21 protein-coding genes, 3 pseudogenes and 1 riboswitch are annotated in these 22,099 nt (G+C 37.5%); of the genes and pseudogenes, 6 read left to right on the top strand and 18 right to left on the bottom strand.

What is annotated here, in order from left to right:
* Window positions 1-69 precede the first annotated feature (69 nt).
* Window positions 70-276, bottom strand: a complete 207-nt coding sequence (gene copZ, locus ACY3XC_RS02700) for a copper chaperone CopZ (protein ID WP_464867176.1) — start codon at window positions 274-276, stop codon at window positions 70-72.
* A gap of 175 nt (window positions 277-451) precedes the next feature.
* Entirely contained in the window at window positions 452-1,186 is a 735-nt protein-coding gene (locus tag ACY3XC_RS02705) for an urease accessory protein UreH domain-containing protein (RefSeq protein WP_464867177.1), read from the bottom strand.
* Window positions 1,187-1,457: 271 nt separating this feature from the next.
* Here ACY3XC_RS02705 and ACY3XC_RS02710 point away from each other — a divergent pair, with 271 nt between their 5' ends.
* Window positions 1,458-2,636 (top strand): chromate transporter, encoded by a 1,179-nt coding sequence (locus ACY3XC_RS02710; RefSeq protein ID WP_464867178.1) that lies wholly within the window; start codon window positions 1,458-1,460, stop codon window positions 2,634-2,636.
* Window positions 2,637-2,875: 239 nt separating this feature from the next.
* On the opposite strand, the pseudogene ACY3XC_RS02715 reads toward ACY3XC_RS02710, so the two are convergent.
* The 4 genes and pseudogenes from ACY3XC_RS02715 to ACY3XC_RS02730 all read right to left on the bottom strand — a co-directional run.
* Window positions 2,876-2,983 (bottom strand): annotated as a pseudogene (locus ACY3XC_RS02715) (heteromeric transposase endonuclease subunit TnsA); the annotation flags it as partial.
* Between the two features lie 177 nt (window positions 2,984-3,160).
* A complete protein-coding gene (locus tag ACY3XC_RS02720) occupies window positions 3,161-4,183 on the bottom strand; it encodes an HNH endonuclease (protein ID WP_464867179.1) in 1,023 nt (340 codons plus the stop codon).
* Window positions 4,184-4,445: 262 nt separating this feature from the next.
* Window positions 4,446-5,078: pseudogene (locus tag ACY3XC_RS02725) on the bottom strand (vitamin B12-dependent ribonucleotide reductase); the annotation flags it as partial.
* A gap of 329 nt (window positions 5,079-5,407) precedes the next feature.
* Window positions 5,408-7,357: pseudogene (locus tag ACY3XC_RS02730) on the bottom strand (vitamin B12-dependent ribonucleotide reductase); the annotation flags it as partial.
* A gap of 390 nt (window positions 7,358-7,747) precedes the next feature.
* Here ACY3XC_RS02730 and ACY3XC_RS02735 point away from each other — a divergent pair.
* Window positions 7,748-8,227: an SRPBCC family protein gene (locus tag ACY3XC_RS02735; RefSeq protein ID WP_464867180.1), complete on the top strand. Its 480-nt coding sequence runs from the start codon at window positions 7,748-7,750 to the stop codon at window positions 8,225-8,227.
* A gap of 41 nt (window positions 8,228-8,268) precedes the next feature.
* Here ACY3XC_RS02735 and ACY3XC_RS02740 read toward each other — a convergent pair whose 3' ends face one another.
* Window positions 8,269-9,105: a lipoate--protein ligase family protein gene (locus tag ACY3XC_RS02740; protein WP_464867181.1), complete on the bottom strand. Its 837-nt coding sequence runs from the start codon at window positions 9,103-9,105 to the stop codon at window positions 8,269-8,271.
* A gap of 182 nt (window positions 9,106-9,287) precedes the next feature.
* On the opposite strand from ACY3XC_RS02740, the gene ACY3XC_RS02745 reads away from it, so the two are divergent.
* Entirely contained in the window at window positions 9,288-9,671 is a 384-nt protein-coding gene (locus ACY3XC_RS02745; protein ID WP_179157107.1) for a rhodanese-like domain-containing protein, read from the top strand.
* Window positions 9,672-9,764: 93 nt separating this feature from the next.
* Here the strand turns inward: ACY3XC_RS02745 and gcvPB are convergent, their stop codons facing one another.
* From gcvPB to gcvT, 3 genes are read right to left on the bottom strand one after another with little or no spacing between them, the layout of a single operon-like run.
* Window positions 9,765-11,225 (bottom strand): aminomethyl-transferring glycine dehydrogenase subunit GcvPB, encoded by a 1,461-nt coding sequence (gcvPB, locus tag ACY3XC_RS02750; protein ID WP_464867182.1) that lies wholly within the window; start codon window positions 11,223-11,225, stop codon window positions 9,765-9,767.
* Complete coding sequence (gene gcvPA, locus ACY3XC_RS02755) at window positions 11,218-12,564, bottom strand: aminomethyl-transferring glycine dehydrogenase subunit GcvPA (RefSeq protein ID WP_464867183.1); 1,347 nt, start codon at window positions 12,562-12,564, stop codon at window positions 11,218-11,220. The genes gcvPB and gcvPA overlap by 8 nt, the downstream gene beginning before the upstream one ends.
* A 20-nt stretch (window positions 12,565-12,584) precedes the next feature.
* A complete protein-coding gene (gene gcvT / locus ACY3XC_RS02760; RefSeq protein ID WP_464867184.1) occupies window positions 12,585-13,688 on the bottom strand; it encodes a glycine cleavage system aminomethyltransferase GcvT in 1,104 nt (367 codons plus the stop codon).
* A gap of 193 nt (window positions 13,689-13,881) precedes the next feature.
* Window positions 13,882-13,970, bottom strand: a riboswitch (glycine riboswitch).
* 156 nt (window positions 13,971-14,126) lie between these two features.
* On the opposite strand from gcvT, the gene ACY3XC_RS02765 reads away from it, so the two are divergent.
* Window positions 14,127-15,815: a DEAD/DEAH box helicase gene (locus tag ACY3XC_RS02765; RefSeq protein WP_464867185.1), complete on the top strand. Its 1,689-nt coding sequence runs from the start codon at window positions 14,127-14,129 to the stop codon at window positions 15,813-15,815.
* Complete coding sequence (locus ACY3XC_RS02770) at window positions 15,793-16,584, top strand: YqhG family protein (protein WP_464867186.1); 792 nt, start codon at window positions 15,793-15,795, stop codon at window positions 16,582-16,584. Before ACY3XC_RS02765 ends, ACY3XC_RS02770 begins: the two co-directional genes overlap by 23 nt.
* Before the next feature lie 214 nt (window positions 16,585-16,798).
* On the opposite strand, the gene ACY3XC_RS02775 is transcribed toward ACY3XC_RS02770, so the two are convergent.
* The 8 genes from ACY3XC_RS02775 to comGA all read right to left on the bottom strand — a co-directional run bounded on the left by ACY3XC_RS02775 (window position 16,799) and on the right by comGA (window position 21,062).
* On the bottom strand, window positions 16,799-16,984 hold the full coding sequence (locus tag ACY3XC_RS02775; protein WP_179157113.1) for a YqzE family protein: 186 nt from the start codon (window positions 16,982-16,984) through the stop codon (window positions 16,799-16,801).
* Between the two features lie 69 nt (window positions 16,985-17,053).
* Window positions 17,054-17,395, bottom strand: coding sequence for a competence type IV pilus minor pilin ComGG (comGG, locus tag ACY3XC_RS02780; RefSeq protein ID WP_464867456.1), 342 nt, complete (start codon window positions 17,393-17,395; stop codon window positions 17,054-17,056).
* 38 nt (window positions 17,396-17,433) lie between these two features.
* On the bottom strand, window positions 17,434-17,907 hold the full coding sequence (gene comGF, locus ACY3XC_RS02785; protein ID WP_464867457.1) for a competence type IV pilus minor pilin ComGF: 474 nt from the start codon (window positions 17,905-17,907) through the stop codon (window positions 17,434-17,436).
* Window positions 17,858-18,196 (bottom strand): hypothetical protein, encoded by a 339-nt coding sequence (locus tag ACY3XC_RS02790; RefSeq protein ID WP_464867187.1) that lies wholly within the window; start codon window positions 18,194-18,196, stop codon window positions 17,858-17,860. The genes comGF and ACY3XC_RS02790 overlap by 50 nt, the downstream gene beginning before the upstream one ends.
* Complete coding sequence (gene comGD, locus ACY3XC_RS02795; RefSeq protein WP_464867188.1) at window positions 18,180-18,614, bottom strand: competence type IV pilus minor pilin ComGD; 435 nt, start codon at window positions 18,612-18,614, stop codon at window positions 18,180-18,182. The genes ACY3XC_RS02790 and comGD overlap by 17 nt, the downstream gene beginning before the upstream one ends.
* Complete coding sequence (gene comGC, locus ACY3XC_RS02800; protein WP_464867458.1) at window positions 18,614-18,928, bottom strand: competence type IV pilus major pilin ComGC; 315 nt, start codon at window positions 18,926-18,928, stop codon at window positions 18,614-18,616. The genes comGD and comGC overlap by 1 nt, the downstream gene beginning before the upstream one ends.
* A gap of 33 nt (window positions 18,929-18,961) precedes the next feature.
* The gene (gene comGB, locus ACY3XC_RS02805) at window positions 18,962-19,993 is read right to left on the bottom strand and encodes a competence type IV pilus assembly protein ComGB (RefSeq protein ID WP_464867189.1); all 1,032 of its coding nucleotides are present in this window, start codon (window positions 19,991-19,993) and stop codon (window positions 18,962-18,964) included.
* Complete coding sequence (gene comGA / locus ACY3XC_RS02810; RefSeq protein ID WP_464867190.1) at window positions 19,980-21,062, bottom strand: competence type IV pilus ATPase ComGA; 1,083 nt, start codon at window positions 21,060-21,062, stop codon at window positions 19,980-19,982. Before comGA ends, comGB begins: the two co-directional genes overlap by 14 nt.
* Window positions 21,063-21,357: 295 nt before the next feature.
* On the opposite strand from comGA, the gene ACY3XC_RS02815 reads away from it, so the two are divergent.
* Entirely contained in the window at window positions 21,358-22,053 is a 696-nt protein-coding gene (locus tag ACY3XC_RS02815) for a helix-turn-helix transcriptional regulator (RefSeq protein ID WP_179157120.1), read from the top strand.
* The last annotated feature ends 46 nt before the right edge of the window (window positions 22,054-22,099 follow it).

Raw genomic sequence — 22,099 nt, forward strand, 5'->3', positions numbered from 1 at the left:
ATACCCCACGTGGGTATATTTTATTTTAAAAAGAACGTGCTATTCACTAGCACGTGTCTTTTCCTATTTTTATTCTACGTCGTAACCTTGATCATCAATTGCTTCTTTGATTTTATCTAGCGATACCTCTTGGTTGTTATATTCTACATCAACTGTATTAGCTTTTAAGTTAACTTTTACAGAGCTTACTCCGTTAAGTTCACCAACACTGCCTTCAACAGCTTTTACACAATGATTGCAAGACATTCCTTGTACGTTTAAAGTAACTTTTTCCATTTTATATACACCCTTTCGCAATTAACACTTTAGTTTATTTTGTAATACAGATAAGGTTCTTAACTATATTTAACCATACCCCCCTACCCTATGTAAAGTGTTTTTTATACGTTCATTTTATTATTTTCCAACTTTCACACTTTGTTCATACAGCCTTATTTTTATCCAAAAGTAGTTACAAAGACCAATAGGTAAGGGAGTCAAATATTCCTAACAGTATAATTAGTATTCCTGAAACTTTTTGTATGGAATTCCCAAACTTTCTTCCCTTTTTCATTAATACTCCGCCCCCGCCTAGGTACCAAATAATCAAAATAAAAATGATTAGCGGCAAAGCAGTCCCTAATGCAAATATGGAAGGAAGGATAAATCCGTATGTGCTGGACAAAACAATCGGCATTAAGGTAACAAAAAACAGGATAAACATCGTTGGACAAAATGCTAGCGAAAAACTAAAACCTAACATAAATGAACCAAATGGAGTTTCTTGTTTGTATTCTTTATTTCCTTTAAATAAATTAATTGTCCCTTTTAGTTTGATAAATCCTAACATATATAGCCCAACAATAATGAGTAATGGTCCCATAATTTTGCGGATCCATGGAAAATACGATATAAGGCTATCTTGAATTTCTCTTCCTAAAATCCATACAAGTCCTCCTAATAATGAAAAGGCGGCTACTTTCCCTAATGTGAAAAAGATGACATCCCTCCACACAATACTTTGTTGAAAGGAGCGGTTACCATACAGGGTTAAAGCACTGATGTTACCAGTCAGTTGACAAGGAGCAAGTGCACCGACCATTCCCAAAAGCAGCGCAAATATATTTGGCCACGATTCCAAGTTATTAGCTATGATAAAAAACGGTTTGCTTACAAATGAACTAAATTGACTCATTAGATTATACATTGGGTCACCTGAATTCTAGAAATGGGGAATTTACTAATTACTACTATTTCAATAGTACTCAGATTATATGAAGACTGTATGTAGAGATTTCGACAAATTTTCAACAACTTCTCTTTTTCATTCCTACTTTGTAATGAATCTTTAATATTTTTTACGAACAAAAAACATAAGACGCTAAGATAAGGAGATACAATTAAATATGGGTTGATTTTAATTCGTGTGTGCCAATAGAGCAAATTAGCTTTTAATTGAAACTATAAAGGGGTCTTTTATGAAAAAAAATAATCTTTTACTTGAAATCCTGCTTGTTTCTACCAAGCTTGGTTTAACATCATTTGGAGGTCCAGTTGCTCATTTAGGGTATTTCCATGAAGAGTATGTTCGAAAGAGAAAATGGTTAGACGAACAAGGATATGCCAACTTAGTTGCACTATGTCAATTCTTGCCTGGTCCAGCCAGCAGTCAAGTTGGAATTGGAATTGGCGTATTGCGCGGTGGGTTATTAGGGGGGATACTAGCATTTATTGGATTTACCATTCCTTCAGTCATTGTACTAATCCTTTTTGCTCTTATTCTACAAGGGATGGAAATTGGTAATACGGGATGGATTCATGGATTGAAAATAGTGGCAGTTGGTGTTGTTGCTCATGCCATTATGGGTATGGCGCAAAAACTAACCCCAGATCTTTCCCGTAAAACAATTGCCCTGTTTGCCTTGATAGGTACTCTCCTATGGCAAACAGCTCTCACACAGGTAGGGATCATTCTACTAGCAGCGGCTGTTGGATACTTTATTTACAAGGAGCAGATTGAAGATTCCTCTGCGAATATACAGTTTCCGATTTCTCGAAAGTTTGCATCTGTTTGTTTAGGTTTATTTATCGGATTATTGATTTTGCTTCCTATCTTAAGAGAGTTGAGTGCCTCAAGCTGGGTTGCAATGTTTGATAGCTTTTACCGCTCCGGTTCTTTGGTCTTTGGCGGCGGTCATGTGGTTTTACCATTATTGGAGCGCGAATTTGTTCCTAGCGGATGGCTCAGTAAAGAAGCGTTCCTAGCTGGGTATGGTGCTGCCCAGGCTGTACCAGGACCATTGTTTACCTTTGCTGCCTATATAGGTGCCATAATGGGTGGCTGGACAGGCGGATTGCTTGCAACTATTGCAATCTTTCTCCCTGCGTTTTTGCTGGTTTTAGGTACATTACCGTTTTGGAATAGTTTAAGCCATAATCCAAAAATCAAAGGGGCATTAATGGGGGTAAATGCAGCCGTTGTGGGTATATTAATTTCTGCCTTTTATGATCCTATTTGGACGAGTACAATCCTAACCCCAATTGATTTTGCTTTTGCATCCCTATTATTTAGCATGCTTGCTTATTGGAAACTGCCGCCTTGGGTGATTGTGGTTACTGGAATTATCGGAGGTTACTTACTTAATTTAATTGGATAAATATTGTAAAAAAGTGAGGATGCCCCAAAGAACATTGTAGCTTTAAAATATAGTTTGATCAAAAACACTTCACAAACCCATATCTTACGTTAACTTAAAAGAACCCGTTTTGAAAAAAGAATGATCAAAATGGGTTCTTTATTTGTGAAACATTACACAATTTTTGTAAAAAAAGTTTGATCATTTTCCGTAATTCGATCTTCAACAAAAGCGGCCGTTTGTGGAACAAAGATAAATGCAATTGTTTCTTCCAAAGGCAATAAAGGAAATTGTTCTCTAATATCAACAAAGAAGTCTGAATACTCAGTTGAGTGAAAGTAATTTCGTTCCAAATCAGACAAGAATTTCTTTTTGTTATGTTTGCACCCGCACTGGCTTCAGCAACACAGGCAATTTGATATCATATATTTTCATTTTTTTCAATAGCACCAATTATAGCATTAATCTGTTGGTGGTATTGGTGGTACAGTAGACAATCAAAATATAATATACGGGAAGGGGAATAGGTACATGAAACCTATAAATCATTGATTAATATTTCCTCTGGGTCTAACAAAACGAGGTGCAATTTCATAAAGATCCTGATTTGTTTTTCCATTATAAATTCTATAAAGATTTGTCTTTGATACTCCTGTTGTTTCAATTATTTCCTTCATACTTAAATCAGTATTAAGTAATAAGTAAATAGCTTTTTTTAAGTTATTCCTAGATGTTTCCGGATTTTTAGCTAGACTCATAGCTCTAGGCCTAACCTCTCTAGGTGGTTTAGTATATAATTGTTTCCATCTTTCCCCAATGTATATGGAACGAACTCTAGTATATGATAATCCCGTTTTCACAGATATGTCCTTTATAGATTCATCTGTGTTTAGCAACAAATCGACAACCTTTTTTGCGATTTCCAATTGTTTAACTCCTGGCCTGTTCAAAGCATTCTCAAAAATAATCTTCTTCATATCAAATTTTAAAGGATGTTGTTCTCCAGCATGTTCTTTTCTATGACATAATTCACATAAAGAAATAAGATTTTCTAATTTATTTGCTTCTAAATAATCATTAAAAAATACAAATGGTACTTTATGATGAACTGATAATTCCTGCCCATATTCTTTTTCAGTTATTCTGCAAGTTGGATTTTGACATGCATAGCTATCACGTTTTCTTGCCCTTTTCCTTTGCTGTATCCAATTTGGACCGTAGTATTTTTTACTACCTGTCTTTAAATGCTTGGAAATTGAAGAATGATTGAATGTTTGGCTCAGACTTTTACATGCTTTTGAACAATAGTACTTTGTTTTAGAATGACATGCCATAACCCAAATTGGCTTATCACAAACTTTACAAAGACGATAAAATCCTTTAGTTTTCACCATACTATTCCTAATATCCTCACAATAATCACTACAGGAATATAATCTCTTTGAATACCTTAAGGGTGAGGGAAACTCACGTTGGCAAATAATGCATTCACAATATTCAAACCTATTATATTGGGGATAACTTCTAATATTAAACATTGAGTTATTTTCCTTTTTAATATTACCCATTAATACCCCTCCACTTATAATTTTAGAAACAAATTTATATTTTATGAAATCTTCTTGACTTCCTTATATCCATATCAGTTGTGTTCTAAAAGAATTAAATTTATGAATTGGAACTTTTGCCTAATATTATTATAAAACAGAAACGTACGTTCTGCAAAGTAATTTCAAGCTTACACTTAGTCTTAAAATTATCTGTGAGAACTAAAATAGGGAATCAGCTTTAAGCCGACTCCCTAAAAGTAATCTTTATAAATATATTTTATTATAAACCGCATTTTAATTGAGCGTTACAGTTTGTGCAAGTATTACATCCGCCAATTTCTTCGACTGTCCCTTTACGACAAACTGGGCATGTGTTGCCTACTTCTGAACCGATCGTAACAGAAGTTGAACGTAAATCATTAATCGTATCGATTAATACAACATGTGGTTTATTAGTTGTATGGGTATGTGTATGTTTTTGATCATATGTGTCATCAACATGATTATCTTCTGCTTTTAGTGTTAGAACTTGAGTATCTCGTGAACCGTCTACATAGACCGTACCACCCTTTGCTCCACCTTTGTAAAGGCGCTCATATACCTTTTCTACTTGTTCTACACTATAACCTTTTGGTGCGTTAACGGTCTTACTGATGGAACTGTCAATCCAGCGTTGGATGACACATTGTGTATCTGCATGGGCTTCCGGTTTTAATTCCATAGCCGCTACAAACCAGTGCGGAAGATTTTCCGGTTCTGCCTCTGGATTTGCATTTAAATACTCTTGAACAATATCTGCTTTTACTTCAATAAACTTACCTAAACGCCCACTTCTGAAGTATGAGAAGGAGAAGTAAGGCTCGAGTCCTGTTGAAACCCCCACCATTGTACCAGTAGATCCTGTCTCTTTTATTCATATAAAGACGCTACTCTTTATACCGCTTATAAGCTGCTTGTGCTTTCACACAAGGATAGACTATATCAAACACTCAAAGAGTGCCCTCCTATTTCCCACGCCAATCGCTTGCGAGGTACGAGCTGCCGCTCTAGTCGTTGAAGCTTTTATCTTATTACTACTAAATAAGATAACTTGCCTGCTGATTGCCCATTGTATTATCTGTTTCATTTTCAAACCATCACGCTTATTGTCACCAATTACGTTGTGGTTGAAGCAGCTTTAGGGTGTCCCAGCAATTAAAGAGGTTTCGATTATGTGTCACCACATAAAAGCCCAAGTTATTTAGGTGCAACAGTTAATAGGTGTGAGTTACGAATTCCGTACTCAAGAATAGATTGTCTAATGTCTTCAGGCATTTTCTTCATATAACCAGTGTTAATAAACGCCTGACGAAGACGGTTAGTTTCTTCTTGAGTTTTACCTGTTAAGAATGGGAAGCTTTCCTTTTCTTTAGCTAACTCTACCGATGTCTTATAAGCAGTTGTTGCGATCGTTTCAAAAACCTGATCAACGAGTTCGTTACCTTTTTTAGAACCATACTCTGTTTCACAATAGATAAGCATGTCGTGCAATCCCATTACGCCAAGACCAACTCGACGCTCTCCAAGAGCTTGCTTCTTATTTTCCTCCAGGAAGTATGGAGTGGCATTTATCACGTTGTCCTGCATTCTAACGCCAACTCCTACAGTTTTCTTTAATTTTTCAAAGTCTACTGTTTTTGTTTCCTTATCCACCATTTCAGCCAAATTAACAGCTGCAAGGTTACAAACAGAAAATGGTGCGAGAGGCTGCTCCCCACACGGATTGGTTGCAACGACTTGTTGTCCATATGCTTTTGCATTTGTCATGTCGTTGGCATTATCAATAAAGAAGATTCCTGGTTCTGCAGAGTAGGTTGCGCAAATGTTTATTAGATTCCAAAGTTCTTTAGCTTTAAATTTCTTATAAACTCTTACTTTGTGGCCAAGCTTTTCCCACTCACGAACGTCGCCAAATTTATGCCATTCTTCATTGTAAATTTTCATTTCCTCTTTACTATAATGTTCAACATAAGGGAAACGAAGCTCATAGTCACTATCATTTTCAACGGCTTCCATAAATTCTTTCGTCAAACAAATAGAAATGTTCGCTCCAGTTAAGAACTCTGGATTATGAACCGTATAGTTACCACCTGTTTGTATCTTATCTTCAGCCTCAGCGATGATATCTTCATCAAAACCACCTAAACCACGGATCTGTTTATAATTCAAAATTCCTTGATACATTGCCTTTTCTTGGGCTGTTAAAGGTGTGAACTTAAGTTTATCCTTAGCATGTTTCTTAATTGTTTCATCATTTGAATTATCAATTAAAAACCGTAGAATTCTAGGGTTTTGCATTTTTGAAATAATAAATTCAATAACGTCTGGATGCCAGTCCGCAATCATGAGCATCTGAGCACCTCTGCGCGACCCACCTTGTTCTACTAAATGTGTCAATTTCGCAATATCATCTAACCACGATACTGAACCCGATGATTTTCCATTTACGCCTCTTGCCAAGGTGTTTCTTGGTCTTAAAGTTGAACCATTTGTTCCTACACCGCCACCGCGGCTCATGATCTCCATTACCTGCTTACGGTGATCTGAAATGCCCTCACGTGAGTCTGGAACGAACGGCATTACGTAGCAGTTAAAGAATGTTACATCTGTTTCAGCCCCGGCGCCATAAAGAACACGACCAGCTGGAATGAAGTTCATCGAAACAAGCTCGTTATAAAACTTTTCGAACCACTCTCTTCTCTTCTCTTCTGTTTCTTCAACTGACGCAAGCCCTGTAGCATTCCTCTTGGCTATTTGCTCATAGAACAGTTCCAAAGGTTTTTCAATGACATCTAGTGACTTCCATATTAAACCTGTGGCACTTTCTTCGGGGTCATCAAGGACTCCTCTAAACTCCTCTTCCACTAAAACCTTTGCTTTTTTACTCTCCCAATCTATCTCCATGATGTATCCAAGTCCGCGTGCTGGGAATTTTGGATCTTCTTTTATCGTGAGTACAACAAAGTCGCCATTTGTTAGGGTTATTTTTGCAGTGTCTTTGAAGGTGTAACGGTCCAACATGACCAATCGTGAAACACCCTTATGAGTTATTTTCATATCTGGGGTAACCGGGTGCACCTGGGGGAATAAGTGGATATCCTCATTCAACCTTTCAAAATCAATATTCATTTCTTGTCTAAAAACTACAGACATGAGAACAACTCCTTCAAAAAATTCTATATCTTGTATGAAATTCTAGTAAGTGAGACTATATCTTGTATATCTTGCTGACTCGATATAAATAAATTAACACAGGTTGGATATACAAATCAATATATAGTACCGAAAATATTTTCGACACCACTACATATTGTGTTTTATGCAGAAATAAATAAGTTTGTCAAACTTAAAATAAACTAGAAACAGGAGAAAAGACAAGATATCTCTTTGATTTCGGCATAAAACGAGTAAATTTAACAAAATTCGCAGGTTGCGATTTTAAATTATAGGGAAAATCACGAAATAAAAGGAGTTAAATTGATTAACGAGAATATTAAAAAAGGTATACTTAATTAATAAGTCAATAAGAGGAGGAGAAAATAGATGATAGCAAATATTGAGAAAGTTGAAAAAGGCTATTCTGCCACATATGAACGCCTTCTTAAACATCCTGTTGAGGAGATATGGTCTTATTTAACCGATAACGAGAAACTTCCAAAATGGTTTTCAGAGCTTCGTGTAGATGAACTCCGCGAAGGGGGACTAATTAAGTTTGACATGGGGGATGGTACCTTTGAGGACATGGAGATACTCGAACTAAAAATGCAATCTGTATTGGAGTTTACGTGGGCAGAGGACGTTGTCCGTTTTGAGTTATCGCAGGAGCAAGATGGATGTTTATTAGTCTTAAAAGAAAAAATGAATAAAATAACCGATCATACTCCAAGAGATCTTGCTGGGTGGCATGTCTGTTTAGATGTCATAGAAGCATTACTGGATGGCCGGACTATTGAACGTAAAGAAGAATGGAAAATCTGGTATGAAAAGTATATAAAGGAAATAGAAAAAGTCACACAACAATAAAAAAATCAGGCGAACATCATAAATGGGTTCGCCTGATTTTTTTATCTTTTGAAGTTCCAGTCATCGCTTTCATATCGTTCTTTTGCAATTTTATTTACATATGCAAGTTCTTCTTCTGTTAATTGATAGGATTCAAGTTCGATATTAAGCCCATCAGCAAATCCTTTATAAAAAGCTTCTTTTGCTTCCTCAAGTGAAATTCTTCTTGGACTGATTTCATTAATAGCAACTGCTTTATTTTTGAAAGTAGACTTCATCCGTTCCTTTACTCTCTCATTTGGATATTTAAATAAACTGAACAGTTTATCTTCATCTAAATCTAAAAGTATCGATCCGTGTTGGAGAATGACTCCCTTTTGCCTTGTCTGTGCACTTCCTGCGACCTTACGACCTTCAACCACGAGTTCATACCAGCTTGGTGCATCAAAGCACACTGCTGAGCGTGGATCCTTCAATGCACTCCGCTCTTCGTCTGTTTTTGGAACTGCAAAGTATGCTTCTAATCCAAGTTGATGGAATCCTTTTAAGATCCCTTCTGAAATAACACGATAAGCCTCTGTTACCGTTTTAGGCATTTCTGGGTGATCCTCAGAAACAATGACACTGTACGTAAGCTCGTGCTCATGCAGAACACCACGGCCGCCAGTAGGCCGTCTTACAAACCCTAATCCATGGGCTTTTACTGCCTCCAAGTTAATTTCTTTTTCAACCTTTTGGAAATATCCTATCGATAGAGTTGCAGGTTCCCAGCCATAAAATCTGATAACCGGTGGGATTTTCCCTTCACTATGCCAATCAAGCAAAGCCTCATCCAACGCCATGTTAAATGATGGTGAACAATTTCCAGAATCTATAAATCGCCATACCTCTTTATCCATTTAAAAACCTCATCTTTATGTAGTTTACTCTTGTTTTAGTCTACCAAAATCTGATATGAATTCAAAACGAGAAGTTTTTGGTATAATGAAGAAGAAGTTTTTGTCGTTTATTCTTTATCTTTGCACGATTGACTTATATAATAAAACATAGTGTACCAAAGCTTGAAAGGAGCAAAAAGAAATTGAATTCACTTATACCTCTATTAATCATCATTGTAGCAGTTATAGCTTATTCCGTTTTCACCTATTTTTATCAAAAAAGGATTGTTAAAACGGTAACGGAAGAGGAGTTTCGTGCCGGTTATAGGAAGGCACAGCTAATCGATGTACGTGAACCTAACGATTTCGAAGCAGGTCATATTTTAGGAGCTCGTAATATTCCGATTTCCCAAATAAGAACACGAATGAAGGAGCTTCGCCCAGATTTACCTGTTTATTTATATGATCAAAACGGAATGCGGAGTGCCCGTGCAGCACAGTTTCTACATCGTAAAGGTTACAAAGACCTTACCCAGCTTCAAGGCGGGTTTAAAAAATGGTCCGGTAAAGTGAAAGTAAAAAAATAAGCCAATGAAGACTTCCTTTTAAGTGGAAGTCTTTTTATTTTGTGCATAGAAAAGGGGCCAGATTCTGCTGTCAGAATCTGGCCCTTCTATATGTTAAGCCTTTTGAAATCTAAGAATTGGTTTACGAGCTGCTGTTGCTTCGTCCATACGACCTACTACGGTTGTGTGAGGTGCTTCTTGGACGATTTCTGGGTTCTCTTCTACTTCTTTCGCAATTTGAATCATGATATCTACAAATGAATCAAGAGTCTCTTTAGATTCTGTTTCAGTCGGCTCTATCATAATACATTCTTCTACATTCAGCGGGAAGTAGATGGTTGGCGGATGGTAGCCAAAATCAAGCAGTCGTTTTGCAATATCCAAAGTACGAACACCTAATTTTTTCTGCCTTCTTCCACTTAGTACAAACTCATGTTTGCAATGCTTATCAAACGGAAGATCATAATACTCAGCCAGTCTTCTCATCATATAGTTTGCATTTAATACTGCATACTCTGTTACCGCCTTTAAACCGTCAGGCCCCATAGAACGAATGTAGGTATAAGCACGTACATTAATTCCAAAGTTACCATAGAAAGGCTTCACACGGCCGATAGATTGCGGACGGTCATAATCAAACACATACTCTTCACCACGTTTTGCTATCACTGGCTTCGGAAGGAAAGGAATCAGGTCTGCTTTTACACCAACAGGACCTGAACCAGGACCTCCGCCGCCATGTGGACCGGTAAAGGTTTTATGAAGATTCAAGTGAACAACATCAAATCCCATATCTCCCGGTCTAGCTTTTGATAGAACCGCATTTAAGTTTGCACCATCATAATAGAGCTTACCGCCTGCAGCGTGAACAATCTCAGCCATTTCAACGATATTTTCTTCAAATAGACCAAGTGTATTCGGGTTGGTTAACATTAAAGCAGCTGTATCTTCGCCAACCACTCTTTTTAAATCGTCTAGGTCAACTAAACCATACTCATTTGATTTAACTGTAATCGTTTCAAGCCCAGCTACCGTTGCCGATGCTGGATTTGTTCCATGTGCTGAATCGGGAACGATAACCTTTGTACGCTTTAGATCCCCATTTGCTTCATGGAAGGCACGAATCATCATTAATCCAGTCCATTCACCATGGGCACCAGCTGCTGGCTGTAATGTCACTTCGTCCATTCCTGTGATTTCAATTAAATGCTGCTGCAAATCATACAGCAGCTCAAGAGCACCTTGGACAGAGCTTTCGTCTTGAAGCGGATGGACATGAGCAAATCCATTAAACCGAGCTACATTTTCATTAATTTTTGGGTTATATTTCATTGTGCAGGAGCCTAATGGATAAAAACCAGAATCAACACCATGATTTCTACGTGAAAGGGCGGTGTAATGACGCATAATATCAAGCTCAGATACCTCAGGCAGCTCTGGCTCTTCTTCGCGCAAATACCCTTCCGGAAGAAGACTGCTAAGTTCTAATTCAGGAACATCCATTTCAGGGAGGCTGTATCCAATTCTTCCTGGTGTACTAAGTTCAAAAATGAGTGCCTGGTCTTGGTTATGCATGTAAATCCCCCACTTCTTTCACAAAAGTATCAATTTCTTCCTTCGATCTTTGTTCTGTAACCGCAACGAGCATGTGATTTGCGAGCTCCGAATAATCACTGCCTAAATCGTATCCGCCAATCATTCCTTTTCGCAACAGCTCTTGATTAATTTCTTTTACAGGTTTATTTAATTTAACAACAAATTCGTTAAACGAGTAACCATCATGGATGACTTCAAAACCAGCTTCTTTAAATGCAGTTTTCGCATAGTGAGCCTTTTGCAGGTTAGCAGCGGCAATTTCGCGAACTCCTTTTTTACCCAGCGCCGTCATCGCTACTGAGGCTGCCAGGGCATTTAATGCTTGGTTAGAACAAATATTAGATGTCGCTTTATCCCGACGGATATGCTGTTCACGGGCTTGAAGAGTTAGTACAAAACCACGGCGTCCTTGATCATCAGTTGTCTGGCCGACTAGACGGCCTGGAACTTTACGCATTAACTTAGTGGTTACTGCAAAATATCCGCAGTGTGGACCGCCAAACGCAGTAGGGATACCAAACGGTTGTGCATCACCAATAACAATATCTGCTCCGAACTTACCAGGAGGTGTTAATACACCTAGTGATAGCGGATTGCTTGAAACAACAAACAGTGACTTGTGAGCATGGATGATTTCTTCAAGTTCCTTTAATGGTTCAATTCGGCCGAAGAAGTTTGGATACTGAACGATCACTGCTGCAATCTCCTCGTTTGCCAAACCTTTTAAGGCTTCAATATCTGTTACCCCGTTATCAACAGGAACTTCAATCACTTCAAGATACTGTCCTTTTGCATACGTTTTGAGGACTTCCTTTGATTCAGGGTGAACGGCACCTGAAACAAGGATTTTTTTACGTTTTGTATGACCAGCACTTAGCATTGCTGCTTCAGCTAGAGCTGTCCCGCCATCATACATAGAGGAGTTCGCAACATCCATGCCTGTTAATTCACAGATCATCGTTTGGAATTCAAAAATAGCTTGAAGCTCTCCTTGAGAGATTTCTGGTTGATATGGTGTATAAGCTGTATAAAATTCAGAGCGGGAAATAACATGGTCGACAATGACTGGCATGTAATGGTCATAAACCCCTGCTCCTAAAAAGGATACATTTCGTTTTAAATCGGCATTACGAGAAGCCATGTTAAAAAGCTCTTTCATCAAAGCAGTCTCTGACTTTGCTGCCTTGATGTTATATTCACCTTTAAATCGTACTTTTTCTGGGATATCGCTGAATAATTCATCAACGGAACTAACACCAATTGTATCAAGCATTGCCTTTTTATCTTCTTCAGTCATAGGTAAATAACGATGTTTCATAACCTAATCTCCCCTCGTGTTTACTTTTCTCGTTTATAAAAAGGTGTTGGGACTATTTTCGCCTTTAGGCGTTTTCCGCGAATTTCCACGTCAATTTCAGAATCAATACCTGCATGTTCACTTTTAATAAGGACAAGTCCAATATTCTTTTTCAAGGATGGTGATTGAGTTCCAGTTGTAACCTCACCAATTAGCTCTTCGCCTTTATATACTGGGTAGCCGTGACGTGGTATACCACGATCAATCATTTCAATTCCTACTAACTTTCTAGCCGCCCCTGCATCTTTTTGCTGCTTAAGTACTTCTTTACCAATAAAATCTGCTTCTTTGTTCAACTTAACTGCAAAGCCAATTCCAGCTTCTAATGGCGAAATTTCAGGAGACAATTCTTGGCCATATAGAGCTAAAGTTGCCTCAAAGCGAAGTGTATCCCGAGAACCAAGCCCGCATGGAACAACGCCATCCTCTTCTCCAGCAGATAAAATCGCCTTCCAAAGTTCTACAGCATCTGACGCATCGCAATAAATTTCAAAGCCGTCTTCACCAGTATACCCAGTTCGTGAAACTAGTGCATTTTTTCCATTAATCTCCATTTCCCATTGGAACTTAAAGAAGCCAATTTCAGTTAAATCGCTATCACCTGCAAGCTTTTGAAGTACTTTTTCAGCAAGTGGGCCTTGCAGCGCCAATTGAGCCATTTTTTCAGATAAATTATCTATCAAAACATTTCCCTCTAAATGGGCTTCAAGCCATTTGAAATCCTTCTCAATATTCGAGGCATTCACAACAAGTAAATAATGATTGTCTTCTATTTTATAAACTAGCAGGTCATCAACAGTGCCGCCATTTTCATAGCACATTGCATTGTATTGTGCTCCGCCATTTTTAATTTTTGAAATATCGTTTGTTAACATCTTTTGCAAGTAGTTTAAGCTGTCGGGTCCTGTGACGATGATTTCCCCCATATGCGATACATCAAATAACCCAGCCTTTGTGCGGACAGCTTCATGTTCTTCCTTGATGCTTGAGAATTGAACAGGCAGCTCCCAGCCTCCAAAATCAATCGTTTTCCCGCCATATTCCTTATACACTTCGAATAGCGGCGTGCGTTTTAATTCACTCATCAATAATCCCCCTTTAATCAAAGATGTTTTTCATAGGTTGATACCTTGTTAAATACTTTAGTGCATAAACAACAAAAAGGACAGAAACCTCCCTTTTACGAAAAAGAAGGTCTCTGTCCTTGCACCTGAAAGTTTACCTAGGCTAGGCTTTCCCCTTTGGTGGCTGCCCTTTAGTCAGCACTCTCCAGAGCTGCGTCAAACAAGAGTTCTTTTGCCTGAGAGATTCACACATTGTGCTTGCTCCTTCGGCGCTACATCAGTAGTCTCTCCCCTTGTCATCATCCGCATTATAATAATTTCAAATTCGGGTCATACTAAAATATACATCTGAAAAAAATTATTTTATTACAATATTTAAAACTTTCAAAGCTATTTACATCCTACCATTAAAGCATAATATTGAGCAATAAATTTTTCTGCAAAAGGGAGATGAAAAACATGACAGTTCAAATAGAATTTGATTCCTCTTGGCAGGATGAATTTTTACATAGAATTGAAAACGATGGCCCTTGGGGAAATCGGGAGCTTTTTAAGCTGGCAGTTGGAGTTGAAAAACATCTGATAATCCCTGATTTTGAAGGCTTACAAGCACCAAGTCATCTGCCTAATCTAACCCCGCTGCCCCATCAGCTCGAAACCGCAAAGCAGGTAATTGAAAACATGAATGGAAAAGCTATTCTTGCAGATGAAGTGGGTCTTGGAAAAACAATAGAAGCCGGACTTATATTAAAAGAATACATGATTCGCGGCCTCGTTAAAAAAGTATTAATTCTCGTTCCCGCTTCGCTAGTGACCCAATGGTCCTATGAATTAAATAGTAAATTTTTCATTCCTGCTGTTTCTCAAAGAAAAAGCTATGTATGGGAGCAATGCGATGTAGTTGTCTCTTCGATTGATACCGCTAAACGGGACCCTCATCGTGATATTATTTATAAACAAGACTACGATTTAATTATTATTGATGAGGCACACAAACTGAAGAACAATAAGACTAAAAACTATGAGTTTGTTCAAAATCTAAAAAAGAAGTTTTGTCTTCTTCTCACTGCAACTCCGATACAAAATCGGATTGAAGAAATCTTCAATCTTGTTTCCCTATTAAAACCGGGACATTTAGGCAGTGAAACAGCATTTTATGAAAAATACAAACGGGATGCCCGCTCATTAAATGACAATGCGCATTTGAAAGAGCTGGTAAATAAGGTAATGATTCGAAACCGGCGTGCCGATACAGGTATTGAATGGACCAAAAGACATGTAGAAACGATTCCGATTGAATTTTCACCTCAAGAGAAAGAATTGTATGAAGCCATTACTGAATTAAAAAGTGAGGGTGATTGGGTTCAAACAAGTGCTTTCTCGGTGATGACCTTACAGCGTGAAGCCTGCAGCAGCAGGGAGTCCGTATTTTATACTCTTAAAAATATGCTGCAAAAAAAAGAAAATCCAACAAAGTCATACGAAGATCAAATTCAATATTTAATTTCAAAGGTAGAAGCAGTTACAACAAACTCAAAAGCAGAAAAGGCATTGGAGTTAATCCAAAAAATCGATGATAAGGTAATCATTTTCACCGAATACAGAGCGACCCAAATGTATCTTCAATGGTATTTAAAACAAAATGGGATATCATCTGTTCCTTTCCGGGGCGGTTTTAAGCGCGGGAAAAAAGACTGGATGCGTGAGCTATTTCAAAAACATGCACAAGTCCTCATAGCGACTGAAGCTGGCGGCGAGGGAATTAACCTCCAATTCTGTAATCATATAATTAATTTCGATTTACCCTGGAATCCAATGAGGCTTGAGCAAAGAATCGGCAGGATTCATCGTCTTGGCCAGGAAAAGGACGTAATGATTTATAACTTTGCCATCCAGAACACAGTTGAAGAACATATATTAAAGCTTCTATATGAAAAAATTGAACTATTTGAAAAAGTTATAGGTGATTTAGACGATATCTTAACGAAGCTAGACTTTGGAAGTATTGAAGATCATTTAATTGATATATTTGGACAATCCTGCTCTGAAGGTGAAATGCGAATTAAGATGGAAAACCTTACATCTATGATTGATTTGGCTAAAGACATGCAGAAGGAGGATTCACATGCAGCAGCTGGAAATTCATAACTTTCTTATACGCTATTTTCAGGCTAATGAATGTGAAATAACTGAAAATGGCCCTGGATACTTATCTGTTCAGTTATCGATTGAGCTTGATAAGGAATTAATGAATAGACCTTTTTATTGGCACTATTTAGAAAAAACGGGTGGAATAGCTAATCCAATGAAGCTTACTCTTATTACGAATCCACAGATAGCGCCCGAAAATATAAAAGGGGAAACCATTCATTTTGGGTCCCCAAGACTGCATCAAATATTTCAATCAACAAAGAAACTATCGAGTTACATCAGGCTTTATGAGAATCACCAGAATAACAATCAACAAACGCCATTAATGCCTTGGTTGTGTATGAATGTTAAGATATCATATCAATGCGACCGGAAACGGGATATTTTTAAATCAATCGGTTTGCAGCTCATAAATGGACAAATGGTAGAGGATTTCCATGATCATCTGCAGAATGTTCAGCTTACACCGAAAATACCAGATTATTCATTTACACTATCGCCGCTTGTAAAACCGAAAAGCGGTTTGGCACGAATTGAAAATTATCTAAAAACAGTAATTGATGAAGATGATCATTCTTGGGCTGAGGATGCCAGGAAGCGTTGGGAGAAGGATTTGCAGCTTCTTCACCATTTTTATGAGGATGCAGAAGAAGAAAATGAAAGTTACGAAACAGAGAAAAAAGCTTTACAGGAACAGTATGAACCAAAAATAAACATCTCGTTTATTAATGGCGGATTGTTTTATTTAACCGATAAGGCTGTTTAATACGAAAAGCGGAAGCGCCTTGACCAGGGAAAAAATGAACTGCTTTTTTCCTAGGGAAAAATGCAGTTCATTTTTTCCTAGGGGCGACAGGCATAAGACGAGCCGGCGGAAAGGTTGCTCTTTAACCTTTTTGACGGATTGGCTTATGACCCGAGCTCCTAGGCGCTGGAGCTAGACAGAACAATAAAGAAGAAGCAGACATGATTCTGCTTCTTTACCTTTTTCTCCTATTTTTTACTTCGATATAAAAAATATAGGGAAGAATCCCGAACCAACGATACCAAAAAGATGCCTTGGCCTGCTTTCTCTCTTCCCGGAGCCGTTTTCGTTCATCTTTTGGCTGGTCCGCATATTTAACAAGAGTTTGAGTCATATATTTTACATAATCATTTGTTTTCATGGACACACCTGCCTTTATTTCTTCCCTAAAAGTATGTCCATATTTTATTTTTTCAAACTACTAAGACCCTTAATAAATTTCAGCCCATTTAATCATTTTTTTTGCGGCAAGATCAAAAAAGCCGCGTCCTGCCACTGTTTCACCAGTGTGCATTTTAAGAGTAAAGTTGATTTTCTGTACCGACCCGATCGGAATGTCTGCTTGATATCCCATAATCCCTTTTTGATAGGAGAATGAGCCCTTAACTGGTACAACACCACCGGATTGCAATAATTTTTCGATTTTTTTAAAAGAAGAATGGAAATAATATTCCTCCTGAAGAATCACAGTTGTTTCATACGACAATTTCCTTTCAGATAGCAATTGTTCTACACGAAAGGAAAAAATAGAAAGAAACAAAATGAGTACCACTAAAGTCAATGGATATGTAAATCCTCGTTCACTGCTCCTCATATTACTGGAAACCATTCAATATAGGAATGTACTACAACACTGTATTCTCTTTCCCAGACATCTTTTACGGTAATTTTCACTGAGTTATTTATCCTTGTAAACGTGACCACAGAAACATTCTGCAGTAATGTTTCATGTCCAGTAGAATTCACTCGCTTTCTTATATTACTGCCATACTTTTCATATAAAACTTTTTCATTACCTAGGGTTAATACCAGGTTACCTGAAACCACTTCCACTTTAGAGCTAATATGGATTTCCTTTTTTATCTGACTGCAAAATACGTCCCACTCCATGTTTTGGAGTCTTACATTTGAATCTTTATTGTCTAATATGATTTGAAATACCGGAAACATGAAAAATACGATCGTTGTGAAGATTGAGAATGCAAAAAGCACCTCAAGGAGAGTAAAAGCTTTTTCATTCGGGTATCGCACAGTCTTCAAAACTTGAGAGAAGTGTATTTTCATCAACTTTCACACACACCTCCTTTTGTCCACTAACTGAGGTCAAACGCCAGTAAATCTTATATTCTGTTCCATTAAGGTTTATGGAGTAAGGGGTATTGGTCCTGTCCTCAATTAAATTTGCTTGAAGTTCTTCAAATAAAAACTGTTTAGCTCTTTTTTCTCTCACATGCTGCTGAGATTGATTTGCAAAATCTATTAACAAAGGCACAAAAAACATACTCAGCATAAACAAAGCAGACAATGATAAAAGGAGCTCGAGTAAAAAGAAGCCATCATTCTTCCAAAACATAAAACCGTCCCTTTCCAATCAAAAGAGTTAATTTGTAATCCTGCTGCGGCGTCCGAATAAATAGTGTACCGAATCTGTCTACATTCCCATTCCGATTATATTTAAAATATAGTGGGATGGTGCCCTGACCTACAGTTATCCTCGGAGAATAATTTCTTTCGACTATGCTATTAACACCCGCTGCGATGACATACGTATGCTCATTCTCTATAAAGATAACACTCACTTCAGTCTGATTAGCGATGGCATACTGCTGACCGTAAAATAAATCTGCTTTTAATTGGGAAATAAAGGACTTGGTAGTAGCTATTTGGTATTGTGGCTTTATGCTAAAGACAGTTATCGAAGAGATGATTAAAAAGATGGAGAGAACAAGCAAAGATTCAATCAATGTAAATCCGTTTTGATTGTAATGCATTACGTTGTTGGTTTGGCTACAGCTGTTACTTTACCTTCTGAATCAATCTGTACATTCTTTGTTCCATTTGGACAACCGGTATCTTCAATAAGATAGCCATCAGTAATTAGATTTGCCATCGTAGGCACCTTATTATTTTCCATAATATAAGACTGCACCTGTGCTTGAACCATTTTCACAAATGCCTCACAGCCTTTGTTGTTAATATTTGTATTATGCCTGGCCACATTTGGAATTGTAACAATTAATAAAACCGAAATAACCAGCATCACAATCATCATTTCAACAAGTGTAAAACCTTTTTCATTTTTCATCATTAATTCCTCCATTTTATATTGTTAGCTTTTCTATATTCCATCTAATAGCTGGAACATCGGCAATAATATTGCTAAGTACATTGATACAACAAGAAAGCCAATAAAAAGATAAAGAACAGGCTGAATCATTTTTAAGCTTTTTTCAATCCGTTCCTCCATGTTTAATAAACAGTGCTCGCTAAAAAATAGTAATTCTTGTTCTAATTTCCCATTTTCTTGTCCATGTTTTATTATCATCGAAAATTCTCTCTCAAAGAATGGGAATGAAGCCAGGATTGACTCAAGTTTTTCACCGGTTAACAGCTTTTGCTTAATCTCCGATCCCAGCACGCTATAAAATGGCTGCCTGTGATTTTTCTCAAATAAGAGCAGAGCTTCAAATACGGATATTCCTCCTGATAAAAGAAAACTTAGCTGGACAGAAAAATAATGGGTAAACAACAATTTGAGGATTCTTCCCACAATCGGAAATCTTACGAGTTGTGACCGTTGCTTCAGGACGGAGATTTTCCGAAACACAAAAATATAATAAGTTGCACCTGATGCCAACAGAAGCAGGAGGATAGCCATTAATATTGGAACATATGTGTCGAAAGAGGAGAGTATCTTCATAAAGAAATTTGCTTCAAGACTCATAGATTCAAAGAGACTAGTGAATTTTGGCAGCAATGATTTCTGTACAAACACTAACAAAAAACCAGTGATAAAGATAAGTAAGGCTGGATACTGTATAAGTTTTACTAATTTTTTTCTATCATTCTCCTTTACTAATGCTAGACTGCTCCCTTCTAGAAGTGCCTCCGAAAAGCTGCCATGCCGCTCCGCAAAATAGACGTAACCAATTAAATCCTTGTGAAAGCCTAGATTACTTAGGACGTCATGGAATGATACCCCATTTCTCAGCTCAACTAAACACTGATACAGCTCCTCCTTTCGATTCTTTGATAAATGCAAGGATAAACTTTCAATTGCTTCTGCAATAGGGTACCCGCGTGCCAATAATTCTCCTATCCTTTTTAAGAAATTAGCCTGCTCATTAACAGACCAATTATGGCGCTTCATGATCATACACCAAACGATCGTATTCAGACTCTTTAATATAACCCAGAACAATCCCTTTTTTTATTACTTCTCTTACTGTCGTGTATCGCGAAATAATATTTTCTCCTTTCGCCTGTTTCATCGCAGCATTAAGATTTCTCCCTGATAGAAGTTCAAAAACACTCGCTCTTTTCCATCTTCCGTACGAATAGCAGAAGGGTGAACACTCCCCTTCGCAATATGGACATGTCAGCTCCACTAATCGCTGAGCTGTAACTGCAATGAGGGTTTGTTCTACCTCTAACCAATTTACACCAAACTCATGGAGACGGTATACCGCCCCCTTAGCGTCCCTTGTATGCATTGTACTGAGAACCAAATGTCCTGTTAATGCAGCCCGCACTGCAATTTTAGCTGTTTCCGCATCACGTATTTCACCGACCATAATAATGTCGGGGTCATGACGAAGAATTGCCTTTAGGCCCGCTGCGTATGTTACGCCCGCTTTTTCATTCACTTGTATTTGTAAAACAGAATCGTAGTTTTTTTCGATAGGGTCTTCAAGTGTGATTACGTTACGATGAAAAAGATGTGCGGTTTCATTTAAAAGGGAGTAAAGAGTTGTGGTTTTTCCTGATCCGGTTGGACCAGTAAAGATAATTAATCCATGTGCGTGTTTGAGAAGGGCAAGTAGTTTTCTGGTCATTCCAGGAAAAAGTGAGAGTTGGTGAAAGGGAATCTGTTCTTGTTGAGGCAATAGTCTGATCACCAGACTTTCTCGATTGTTTGATGGAAGGGTTGAAAGCCTAAGACCCATTAATTTCCCATCCACTTCACAAAAAATCGCACCGCTTTGTGGGCGTCTTCGTTCTCCGATATCCATATTTGCAGTAAATTTAAAATGTGAAATTAACCTGTCGCATTCATCTTTTGGAAGTGATAACCGGGGAATGAGTTTGTTCGTTAAGCGGATTTGAATGAGAGTGTCTTTCTTTCTGGGTACAATGTGAATATCTGTAGCTTGGTTTCTAGCAGCATCTTTGATAATCCTGTTTGCTAGTATCTCGATTGAACTTACAATGAGTAACACCACCTTTTATTTTGTCTTTGTAGTAATTCGACATCATTCATGCTATTCCTTCAAGATTCTTTCTTTTTTAAAAAAATATTTTTGGAGTTTATTACTTCGTAATCCCCTAAAAAACAACTATTGACAAATAGGTTGTATAATTTTTGTATAACACTTGTTTAACCAAACCCGGATGTACATTCTTTAAATGTGAACAATTTCTAAACATATAGTGTTAACATTGTTAACCTCATTCCCATGTTTAAATAGCTGTATTATAATTGGATTAAATTATGGGGGTTCGAGGTGAACAGAGATGGAACAAACATTAAAGATAACAAATGTTTTATCAGATCCAACTAGGTATTACATCTATCAATACATTACGAAACGTCACCAAGAAGTAACTGTACAAGAGGTGGCTGAGAACTTTAATATTCATCCCAATGTTGCAAGATTACATTTATCAAAACTTGAAGATGTTAACATGTTAGCTTCTGAAACTAAAAAGACTGGTAAAGGCGGCCGACCAAGTAGATTATACCGTTTATCGGACGATGTAATTCAATTGCACTTCCCGTTCCGGGATTATATGCTTCTATCCAAAGTAGCAATTACTACTATGCTTACATTAGGTGAAGCTGGTAAACAAGCTCTTTATTTAACTGGTAAGCGTTTTGGAACTGAAGTAATTGAGCAGGAATTGACAAGAAGATCCTTTGGGGAAGAAATAGAATTTGATCAAAAGCTAACCATATTAAAAAGTGCTGCAACATTAGCAGGATTCTATCCAGAATTCGAAGTTAATGGGGATCACACAAAAATTTACTTCCAGATTTACAATTGTCCGTTCAAAGAAGTTGCAGAGGAACACGAAAGTGTTTGTGCTATGCATCATGAGTTCCTAAAAGGAATGTTTGAAGCATTATTTGACAATGTGGAGCTAGTTGAGAAAGAAAATATCATATCTGGTTGTGAAACTTGCTCTTACCAGGCGCTTGTTTCAAACTAATTTGAAACTTTATTTACATTTGAACTCCTTTTCTTTATAATATTTC

It is taken from the genome of Bacillus sp. CZDM1 (assembly GCF_055502545.1).